The sequence below is a fragment of the Thermodesulfobacteriota bacterium genome, assembly GCA_040757775.1.
Taxonomy (GTDB): Bacteria; Desulfobacterota; UBA8473; order UBA8473; family UBA8473; genus UBA8473.
In genome coordinates this window covers 52,824-63,272 of the sequence record JBFLWQ010000020.1, presented here as the reverse complement: position 1 = coordinate 63,272, position 10,449 = coordinate 52,824, and the positions used below count along the sequence as shown (strand labels likewise).

13 protein-coding genes are annotated in these 10,449 nt (G+C 39.2%); 11 read left to right on the top strand and 2 right to left on the bottom strand.

The window, feature by feature from the left end; all coding sequences use genetic code 11:
- The 4 genes from AB1401_11945 to AB1401_11930 form a co-directional block, all read left to right on the top strand.
- The coding region (locus AB1401_11945; GenBank protein ID MEW6616156.1) for an acetate--CoA ligase family protein at positions 1–236 on the top strand (236 nt) is incomplete at its 5' end.
- Positions 237–245: 9 nt separating this feature from the next.
- Positions 246–416, top strand: coding sequence for a hypothetical protein (locus AB1401_11940; protein MEW6616155.1), 171 nt, complete (start codon positions 246–248; stop codon positions 414–416).
- Complete coding sequence (locus AB1401_11935) at positions 413–1,369, top strand: CoA-transferase (protein MEW6616154.1); 957 nt, start codon at positions 413–415, stop codon at positions 1,367–1,369. Before AB1401_11940 ends, AB1401_11935 begins: the two co-directional genes overlap by 4 nt.
- Positions 1,366–2,175, top strand: coding sequence for a CoA-transferase (locus AB1401_11930; protein MEW6616153.1), 810 nt, complete (start codon positions 1,366–1,368; stop codon positions 2,173–2,175). The genes AB1401_11935 and AB1401_11930 overlap by 4 nt, the downstream gene beginning before the upstream one ends.
- A gap of 224 nt (positions 2,176–2,399) precedes the next feature.
- On the opposite strand, the gene AB1401_11925 is transcribed toward AB1401_11930, so the two are convergent.
- Positions 2,400–2,894, bottom strand: coding sequence for a helix-turn-helix transcriptional regulator (locus tag AB1401_11925; protein ID MEW6616152.1), 495 nt, complete (start codon positions 2,892–2,894; stop codon positions 2,400–2,402).
- A 397-nt stretch (positions 2,895–3,291) separates the two neighbouring features.
- On the opposite strand from AB1401_11925, the gene AB1401_11920 reads away from it, so the two are divergent.
- Positions 3,292–3,627 carry a hypothetical protein gene (locus AB1401_11920; protein ID MEW6616151.1) on the top strand — a complete coding sequence of 112 codons (336 nt, stop codon included), beginning with the start codon at positions 3,292–3,294 and terminating at the stop codon, positions 3,625–3,627.
- 21 nt (positions 3,628–3,648) lie between these two features.
- Here the strand turns inward: AB1401_11920 and mazG are convergent, their stop codons facing one another.
- Positions 3,649–4,437, bottom strand: a complete 789-nt coding sequence (mazG, locus tag AB1401_11915; protein ID MEW6616150.1) for a nucleoside triphosphate pyrophosphohydrolase — start codon at positions 4,435–4,437, stop codon at positions 3,649–3,651.
- A gap of 289 nt (positions 4,438–4,726) precedes the next feature.
- On the opposite strand from mazG, the gene AB1401_11910 reads away from it, so the two are divergent.
- From AB1401_11910 to greA, 6 genes are all read left to right on the top strand, one after another.
- A complete protein-coding gene (locus AB1401_11910) occupies positions 4,727–5,710 on the top strand; it encodes a PhoH family protein (protein ID MEW6616149.1) in 984 nt (327 codons plus the stop codon).
- Positions 5,711–5,996: 286 nt separating this feature from the next.
- Complete coding sequence (locus AB1401_11905; GenBank protein ID MEW6616148.1) at positions 5,997–8,321, top strand: HDIG domain-containing metalloprotein; 2,325 nt, start codon at positions 5,997–5,999, stop codon at positions 8,319–8,321.
- Positions 8,224–8,661, top strand: a complete 438-nt coding sequence (gene ybeY, locus AB1401_11900; GenBank protein MEW6616147.1) for an rRNA maturation RNase YbeY — start codon at positions 8,224–8,226, stop codon at positions 8,659–8,661. The genes AB1401_11905 and ybeY overlap by 98 nt, the downstream gene beginning before the upstream one ends.
- A gap of 14 nt (positions 8,662–8,675) precedes the next feature.
- Positions 8,676–9,089: a cobalamin B12-binding domain-containing protein gene (locus AB1401_11895; GenBank protein ID MEW6616146.1), complete on the top strand. Its 414-nt coding sequence runs from the start codon at positions 8,676–8,678 to the stop codon at positions 9,087–9,089.
- Positions 9,090–9,149: 60 nt separating this feature from the next.
- Complete coding sequence (locus AB1401_11890) at positions 9,150–9,941, top strand: NAD-dependent deacylase (protein ID MEW6616145.1); 792 nt, start codon at positions 9,150–9,152, stop codon at positions 9,939–9,941.
- On the top strand, positions 9,938–10,408 hold the full coding sequence (gene greA, locus AB1401_11885; protein MEW6616144.1) for a transcription elongation factor GreA: 471 nt from the start codon (positions 9,938–9,940) through the stop codon (positions 10,406–10,408). Before AB1401_11890 ends, greA begins: the two co-directional genes overlap by 4 nt.
- The last annotated feature ends 41 nt before the right edge of the window (positions 10,409–10,449 follow it).

The window sequence follows — 10,449 nt, the reverse complement described above, 5'->3', positions numbered from 1 at the left end:
CGCCGTTAGAAAAGAGGGATGCTATGGAGATGGCAATGGAAATAAGAGGGCATAAGATGCTGGATGCTTTTCGTGGCAAGCCCTCTATTAATATGGATATTCTATGTGATGCATTGATATCGATTGGCAACATCGGATTAGAATTTGAACAGATTAAGGAGATAGATATAAATCCCTTAATAATAAACGGCGACAAACCAGTTGCTGTAGATGCTCTGGTTGTACTGAATACATAGAGGGTTGTTGTGACAGTTTTTAGATATCAGATAACAGTGGTCAATAAAGGATTTCCCCCTTGGTCACTTGACCACTTTCCGCCTCTGGCGGACTTGAACCCTCAAGCCATTGGTTTTAGCCCTGATTATACCGGGGTAGTTGACATTATTAGATGCGAAAGGACTGATTGGATAATATGAAGAGCAAGATAATGACAATGAGTGAAGCAGTCAAAGAATTTGTTAGAGATGGTGATGTAGTTTACCTGGGAGGTTTTATTCAGCACGATCCATATGCTGCTATACACGAGATTATAAGACAGAGAAAAAAGGGATTAACAGTATCAAGCTGTGCGGGTATGATAGCACTGGATCAGCTTATAGGGGCAGGGTGTTTAGATAGAGTAATCACCACCTATACCTGGAACCCACTGCCTAAGCCGGCTCATGCCTTAAGAAGGTGTATGGAAAAGGGGATTCCCCATGAAATCCAGATGGAAGAGTACTCTATCTTAAGCCTTACCTTGTCTTATTTTGCTGGCGCCCTTGATTTGCCTTTCGTTGCGACAAAGACGCTAATTGGTTCTGATTTGGCAAAAAACTCGAGTTTCCTTGGCGAGAATAAACTGAAAATAATAGATTCTCCATTTAATGGGGAGAAGGTGTGTCTGATACCGCCCCTTAAACACGATATAGGTATAATGCAGGTTCAGAGGGCTGACAGTATTGGCAATGCACAAGCCTGGGGAGTAATGGGGGACAGTAAGTATGGGATAAATTCTTGTTCAAGGGTGATTATATGTGCTGAAGAGATTGTGGACACCGAAGTCATCAAAATGGACCCAGCTCGTACAATAATCCCTGGTTTCAAGGTAAGCGCTGTTGTTGAAGAACCATGGGGAAGTCATCCGTCTTATGTTACTGGCTGCTATGATATAGATTGGAGGTACTTCTCTTTTTACGACAAAGCGACAGAGAGTCTGGATGGCTTCGAAAATTATCTTAAAGAATGGGTTTATGATATTAGAGACAGAAGTGAATATATAAAAAAGATCGGCAAAAAGAATCTTGATGCCCTGAAGCCAAAGCCGTGGAGTAGTAGTTCGATTGATTATGGGTACTGTGCTCAATATCAGGAGGATTATATCTTATGAAATATTCAACAGACTATTCACCCATTGAGATGATGATAATAGCTGGTGCTAGAGAGATAGAAAACGGCCAGATATTGATTGTGGGTACTCAATGGCCTATCATTACAACGCTATTCGCCAAGAAGACCCATGCCCCGGATATCACCATCTGTTACGAAGGTGGAGTTGTCCTGGAATCTATTCCAGATAGGATTCCTCTCTTTACAGGTGATCCATGCATAGCATCCAATTCGGTATTGCTGAACGATTCTCTGGATACTCTTGGGATGGTACTCCATGCCGGGTATCCTGACATAGCCTTCCTTCCCGGAGCAAATGTAGATAGATATGGCAATGTCAATACAACCTGCTTTGGAGATTATTCGAGACCAAAATTTCGCCTTGGTGGTAGTGGTGGTGCATGTGATTTTGGGAGTCTGGCAAAAAGAGTTATAACGATGCTTGAACATGAGAGGCAGAGGTTCCCTGAAAGGGTAGATTTCATAACAACACCAGGGTATCTAAACGGATTGAATTCAAGAGAGGAAGCAGGCTTGAGACCTGGTACAGGCCCCGGTGCGGTTATAACTACACTGGGCATTTTCAGATTTCACAAGGATACCAGGGAGATGTACGTAGATACCTATTACCCGGGGGGGAGTATAGAAGAAGTTAAAAAGGGTTTCCAATGGGATATAAAGGTATCCGAGAATGTAAAAGTTGCTAATCCCCCAACAGAAGAAGAGATAAGGATATTGAGGGATGAGATAGACCCATTTGGGATGTATTTGAAAAATAATAAGGCAAAATTAATCTTAACCCTTTGATGCCATTCATGCCGTAACTACTTTAAATCCTTTAATAATATGATAAAATATTGATATTACATAATAATTTAGCTTGATTAAAGATTGTGCAAACAGGTAGAAACCTGCAATTTTTTAGGCTTCCAGGCTACTATTTCACAGGGTTATAAACAGGTTATCCACAAAAGATGTTGAAAGGTGGAAGGGATGGGGGTGGGGACCTCGGCATTCATTTTCTTCAATTGCTAGTCTGTGTTACTGTCTTTCTCACCATAGCCTTCTCTGTTATCGGCTGCTTTCAGATATTCTTGCTTCTCTTTTGCACTTACAAAAGGTTGTCCTTCTTCTTTATAGCTTAATTCATCTTTTCTGCGAAGCCTACGATGTTTATTTAAGACATTAATAATCTCGACAAAAAAAGGAATGTCTTCTTCATTAACCTCCTTTAATGCCTTTAAGAATACCTGTTTTTTCTCGCTTTTCGCAATCTCCTTTAAATCTTCGGGTAACAGTTTTAATAATGCTGCTGTTCCTTCTTCTAAAAAGAAATAACTCAATGGAACAGATAGTGCATCACTAATCCTCTTCAATACTCCAATTGATGGAAACTGTCTGTTCCTTTCGATCTTTCCGATATAGGTATAATCAACCTCGCCGCTTACCTTTAACGCAAGCTCTCTCTGAGTTAGTCCCCTTTCCTTTCTTATCTTTTTTAATCTCTTACCGATCTCGCTTCTCAATTTAACCTCCTTAAATTGTTAAAAATTCTATCTCAATTTTTGGAGATAGTCAATAGATAATGTTTTTTCCAACTTTTTTGGAGATAGACCAAAAATTTGATAAATAATCTTTTTTATATTGACAAAATAGAATATGTGTCCTATTAATAGATTATTGTAACTATTCAGCCATGACAGCCGAGACGCTGTCCTACTGTGTTGTATAACTACCTACGACGTAGTCCGCCAAAGCGGATCAGCTGTCTAAAATACAAGGCTTTAGATAAAGGCTGAATAGTTACATATTATTTTACATAACAGGAAAAGATATCAGCTTGTACGATTTCTCCTCTAAACCCCTGATCAAGTCAGGGATAAATCTTCAATATCCCTATTAAAATATCAAATGGTGCAATATATGGAAAAGATAGAGATTCTAAAAAAGGTTTGCAGGTTGAAGATATTCAGAAACCTCTCCACCGATGAACTTAAGCTGTATATCCTTCTCTTAATATTTGCCCAGGGGCTAAATAAAGAGGAGCAAGTCGATCTGGAAATTATCAGGAGACTATCCGGAAAGATCTACACTATCGAAGAGTTAAAAGAAATAGGGTTTAGCCTGAAAAAACATAAGTTAGCCAGTTTATCGTTGTCTTATTCGAAAGAGGATAAAGATTGTCACCTGTCATATAAGGGTAGTCAAAATGTTAAGTTAAGCTTCGAACTATACGATTATCCTTATAAATGCGAATAGCTTTGGGGCATAACCGGAATCCTATCCCTTTTTCTTTGCTTCATTCCAGAGATTATCCATTTCTTTCATGGTCACATGTCCTATTTTTTTATGCTTTTTTTTCAACGACACTTCTATATCTTTAAATCTTGTTATAAACTTATCAATAGTCTTCCTTAATGCCTCCTCAGGGTTGATCTCTAAGAACCTACCCAGATTTACTACCGAGAACAGAATATCTCCCAATTCATCTTCCATTCTTTCTTCGTTCTTATCTTTTAAGGTTTCTCTTAACTCCTCTATCTCTTCTTCAATCTTATCAAACACCCCTTCCACGTTATCCCAATCAAAACCAATATGGGCAGCTCTTTTTGTAATCCTGAAAGCTCTCAGAAGGGAAGGCAGGGCGGGAGGGATAGAGTCTAAGATAGAGCAGTCTTCTTCTTTACCTTTTTCCTCTTCCTTTATCCTCCACCATATCTTTTTGACTTCTCCGCTGTCCTTTGCATTTTCGTCATGAAATACATGAGGATGACGACGGACCATCTTTTCTCTCACAGAGTTAATCACATCAAAAATATTGAAACCTCCCTCTTCTTCTGAAATCTCTGCCAGAAAGATGACTTGAAAAAGGATATCCCCCAGCTCTTCCTTTATCTTTTCATCCAGTCCTTTTTCAATCGCCTCCAATACTTCATAGCATTCCTCTACTAGATACCATTTCAATTTGTCTCTGGTCTGCTCTCTATCCCAGGGACATCCTTCCGGCCCCCTCAATCTTTTCATTATTTGGATTAGCTTTTCAAAATCTTTCAAGTTAGCGTCCTGCAAAATTATTCCTCCTAAGGAAAAGGTCGTTTTTTCTTAATAGAACAAGAAGTTTTTGAATCACTTGATAAAATGTGGTATATAAATAGAAAAAAATTTTAATTTTTACAAGAGAAAAAAACAATAGAGTTAGCATTTATTGAACTTCAAACTGAAGCAGGACATAACCCTTCAAGTTAAAGAAAAAGTTTTGCAATCGAAGATTGATAGTGGTAATATTACACCGTTTAGATGATAGGGAATGAGTATTAGCCGAAAGAGTTATAATTCCTGAAGGTGGAGAAAGGATTTTTTGAGAAGCGAAATCGACGAAAATACAGTAAAACTGAGTTTTGATGACAACAATCTGCTCAGAACCCTTTTGGGTGAGCATAACAAAAACCTGAGATACATCGGAAAGACCTTAGGAGTAAGTATTAATGTAAAAGGTAATGAGATAAGTATCAGTGGCGATTGTTTTGATGTAAAGATTGCAGAAAAAGTCCTGGTTGAACTCTATTCATTAGTGGGGTCAGGTTACCCAATATATCCAAATGACGTTGATTATGCAGTAAGGATTGTAAGTAATGATAGTTCGGCAAATCTCAAACATATATTTCTGGATACTGTTTATATATCTTCCAGAAAGAGGCTGATAACCCCAAAGAGTTTATGCCAAAAAGAATACATTGATGCTATAAGAAATTTTGACATAGTATTTGGGATAGGTCCAGCCGGGACAGGCAAGACTTATCTGGCAATGGCTCTGGCAATATCCTTTTTGATGAAGAAGGAAGTTGACCGGATTATCCTTGCCAGACCTGCTGTTGAAGCAGGTGAAAAACTGGGCTTTTTACCAGGGGATCTATACGAAAAGGTAAATCCCTATCTCAGGCCCCTGTACGATGCCCTCCATGACATGATTGACTTTGAAAAAGCTTCCGGCTTGGTACAGAGAGGAATTATCGAAGTCGCTCCTCTAGCCTTTATGAGAGGGCGGACATTAAACGATTCTTTTGTCATCCTGGATGAAGCCCAGAATACAACTTCTGAGCAGATGAAGATGTTTTTAACCAGATTGGGTTACAGTTCAAAGGCTGTTATCACAGGAGATATTACCCAAATTGATCTGTCTGCGGGGAAAACATCTGGATTAATAGAAGCCCAAAAGATCCTTAAAGGGATCGAAGGAATAAACTTTACTTATTTTTCAGAAAAGGATGTAGTAAGGCACCGTTTAGTTCAAGACGTTATCAGGGCATATGAACGCTATGAGAGATCGAGAGATAGTGTATAATATTATGGATCATCTTCAAATTAGTTAATGGATTAGAGGATTCAAGGGGTCAAGGATTCAAGTGAAAATTATACAAAGCACATCGTCATTCCCTGATTCGATATGGGGGCAAGCCAGAGAATGACACAAGGAAACCCTGTAGCAAGCTACAGGGAATTGTCAAGTTAAAGGAAACACAGTGTCAACTACAAACGGAGAGAAAAAAAGGAAAGCAGAATTGCTTAGTTTGTTTTTCAGGGCATCTAGTTTTGAAATGTTTAAGAACCCTTCATTTCAAAGATGGTTCATGGCTATCTTATTGGGTGTATTTGTAACCTTTTTCCTCTATCCAAACGTTGAGTTACCTTCCATACACTACGAGCTGGGTGATATTGCCTCAAAAAACATAAAATCTCCCCAGGACTTCCTTATCGAGGATAAACAATCAACAGACCAGAGGATTAAAGAAGCAGAAAAAGGTGTAATTGTAGTTTATGACTTTAATCCAAATATGCCTTCTGAGATTCGAACAAAACTGGCATCTTCTTTTACCCTTATGAGGGACCTCTATAAAGAGATCGACAATGAGATTAGAAGGAGAGCCGCGGTTAAAACAACAAAGCTCAATTTAGCCCCTTTCAGGGATCAGATTAATACCAAGAGGAATGAATTCCAGAAGATATTAATAGATATTAACGATGAGGAATTTGGGGTATTGGAAAGGTACCGGTTTAACAAGAGCATAGAAAGATATATACGGATACTGACAAGTGCACCGTTAGAGAAGGAGATAGTTAGCAATAAGAAACTTCTGTATAAAGAGAAGGACATCGGAATTATTATAAGGAATATTGAGACAAAAGAGGAGGCAAAGGCGAAGGATATATTATCAATAATTGATTTAAAAGATGCCAAAAAAGCCATCGAGGTAAGTTCAAACAAGATTCTGGATGGTTTAGAGGGTTCATTAAGAAAAACTGTAACAACAATCTCTCAAAGGCTGATAGAGCCTAACTTAACCTTTAACAAGAATGATACAGAACTGAGAAGGAGCATAGTAAGAGAGAGTGTTAAACCGGTTTTTTATCAAGTTAAAAAGGGAGAAATAATAGTACGAGAAGGAGAGAGAATAAAGAATGAACACCTGGTCAAACTGAAGGTATTTCAGAGAGCAAAGAAGTACCACAGTTTAATATTAACATCCCTTGGGATTATTCTTTTAGTGGTTTTGCTATGTTATATCCTGTATAATTTCTCGCTCAAGAATTTTAAAGGGACCTCAATTGATAACAGAGACCTTTTATTATTGACTATAACTATGGGGATGGTCGTTTTATTTGTAAAACTTGCCATCCTGATTTGCGAAGCTGTAAGCAACAGCTTCCCTTTTCTACTTCTTGATTCCTGCCTCTATGTGATTCCCATAGCCTCTGGAGCAATGCTTATAAGTATTTTATTAAATGTCAGAGTTGCTTTGATTTTTTCTATTATGATATCAATCTTATCCGGGATACTATTCGAAAATAGACTGGAATTTTTTATATATTCCCTTTTCGGCAGTGTCGTGGCTGCTCATGGTGTAATCCTGACCAAGTTCAGGGCAGCTCTGATAAAGGCCGGTTCTATAGTTGGTCTGACAAATGTGGTAACCATATTTTCTATTAATATGATCAAGGGTTCCCTGTTTACCTTTGCGACAGTTTTTGACATTGCTTTTGGCTTTCTTGGTGGACTCCTTGTTGGATTTATAGTAATTGGAACTACGCCTTTATTTGAAGCACTATTTGGTTATACGACAGATATTAAATTGCTTGAACTGGCAAATCTTGACAGTCCTAAACTGAGAGATCTGATAGTACGGGCCCCGGGTACTTATCACCATAGTATAATTGTTGGAACATTGGCAGAGGCTGCAGCAGAGGCTATTAATGCAAACCCGCTTCTGGCCAGGGTAAGTGCTTACTACCATGATATTGGAAAGATAAAAAAACCGTTATACTTTATAGAAAACCAGATAGGTAGTGAGAATAAACACGAAAAGTTGGCTCCAAGTATGAGCAGTCTGATTTTGCTGTCCCATGTTAAAGATGGAGTGGAAATGGCCAGGGAGAGCAGGCTTGGACAGCCAATAATAGACATTATACGACAACATCATGGAACCAGCCTTATTAATTTCTTTTATCAAAAGGCAAAAAATAAAGAGAACCCAGAGCTTTATCCGGTAGATGAAAAGGATTACAGGTATCCAGGTCCCAAGCCCCAGACTAAGGAGGCAGGACTTGTATTGCTTGCCGATGCTGTAGAAGCTGCATCCAAGACCCTTCCCGATCCATCGCCATCCCGAATCCAGGGAATGGTTCATAGGATTATCAACAATATATTTGCAGATGAGCAGTTAAACGAATGTGAGCTGACCCTGAAAGATTTGAATGAAATAGCTAAAAGTTTCAATAAGATCCTGACGGGGATATTCCACCACAGGATAGACTATCCGGAGCCGGCTTATAAAGAAACTGAAGGAAAGAAGAAGCTTAATGATATTGATAAAAAATCAACAAAAGAAGATAGAAATAAGCGAATCGAGGATAAGAAAAACAGCGAGAAAGATCTTAAAAGACTTGGGATGTCCTGATTGTGAAATAAGTATCCTTATGGTTGACGATATGTGGATAGAAAAGATAAATAAACATTATCTTAGTAGAAGTGGTCCGACTAATGTTATCTCTTTTCCTATGGCAGAGGGGGACTTCGCTGGAATTAATCCCCATGTTTTAGGTGATGTGGTTATTTCAGTAGAAACTGCGAAACGTCAGGCTGAGGAAAGTGAAATTTCCATGGAAGAGATGCTAGATTTTTTCCTTATCCATGGTATTTTGCATCTTCTTGGCTATGACCATGAAGGGTCAGTTGCTGAGGCACAGGTTATGCGGGCAAAAGAAAAGGAACTCTTTGCTAACACAATAAAACATTAGAAAAGGAACTTAGCATGGAATCGGAACGTAAGATAAAGGTCTTAATTACAAAGGTTGGTCTGGATGGTCATGATAGGGGAGCAAAAGTGGTTTCATCCCTTCTTAAAGAGGCTGGAATGGAGGTTGTTTACTTAGGAATGTTTCAAACCCCTGAGAAGATAGTGAGGGCTGCTATAGAGGAAGATGTTGATGTCATTGGGTTGAGTTGCCTCTCCGGGGAACATATTACCTTTACTCCAAGGATAATGAAATTGCTTAGAGAGAAAAGAATGGATGGTGTTTTATTTATAATTGGAGGGGTTATACCCCTGGAGGATATCCCTGTACTTAAAGAGATGGGGGTAAATGAGGTATTTACAGCCGGGACATTGACTGGCCCAATGATAGAGTACATTAAGGCTAATATAACTCAGACATTAAGACTATAGACTTCAGACGTCAGACTGAAGAGGGGAAATTGGCACTAAAAATATAAAAAAGGAGTAGACATGGCGATGAAAGAAGATTCAAACATGGAATTACTCATAGGCCAGTTGGCAGATTTGATCATTAAGTCTAAGAGGATTGTTGTCTTCACAGGGGCTGGGGTGAGTACTGAATCTGGTATCCCTGATTTCAGAAGCCCTGATGGTATCTGGACGAAATATGACCCGGAAGATTTTACCTATCAAAAATTCGTTAGCAGCAAAGAGGCAAGAAAGAAGATGTACGGGATGCTTGAGGAGAGCGGTCTGATGGCTGATACTAACCCTAATCCTGCCCATTACGCAATTGCCGAATTAGAGAAGATGGGTAAATTGGACTGTGTCATTACACAAAACGTAGATGGATTACATCAAAAAGCCGGCAATTCTGAAGACAAGGTATTCCAGCTTCATGGTAATATGGTGCGTGCGATCTGTCTTGGCTGTAGTAAACGATACCCTCTGGAAGATGTTATAAATAGGGTAAAGCAGGGGGTAGATGACCCGGGGTGTGAAAAATGTGGAGGGATTCTAAAACCCGATGCAGTGTTCTTTGGAGAAACGCTTCCTTACAGGGAATTAAACGAAGCTACAACTCGTTCAACTAAGTGTGATCTTTTCATTGTTATTGGTTCTTCGCTGGTTGTTTATCCAGCGGCATACATGCCTACCTATGCAGTTAATGCTGGTGCAAAACTCGTGATAATCAACCGAGAACCTACTCATATGGATAGGGCTTCCCACATTCGTATTTATGAGGGTGCAGGGAACACCATGTTAAAAGTGATGGAAAGGGTGAGGGGGAGCAACACATGAGTGGAAAAGTTCCCATGACCAGGGAAGGACACGAATCATTAACAAGAGAACTGCGTCGATTAAAGGCTAAAGAAAGGCCCAAGATTATTAACGAAATTGCAATAGCCAGAGAGCATGGTGACCTATCTGAAAATGCAGAGTATGACGCAGCAAAAGAAAAGCAGTCTTTGATTGAAGGTAGAATCCGGGAGATAGAAGACAAACTTTCCCGGGCTGAGGTGATTGATACCAATGAAAATGATACAAACAGGGTTGTATTTGGTACAGTAGTCCACCTTAGAGATGAAAACGACGGGAATGAATTGAATTACCAGATAGTAGGGGCTGATGAGGCTGATCCACGACAGAGGAAAATCTCTGTTCACTCTCCAATAGCCAGGGCACTTATTGGAAAGGAAGTAGGAGCATTGGTTAAGATTAAAGTCCCCGCAGGGATAAAAGAGTATACTATCTTGGGGATTAATTGAACTTGTCTCTCCTTTTTTAACTTGATACTTGCTACAGGGTT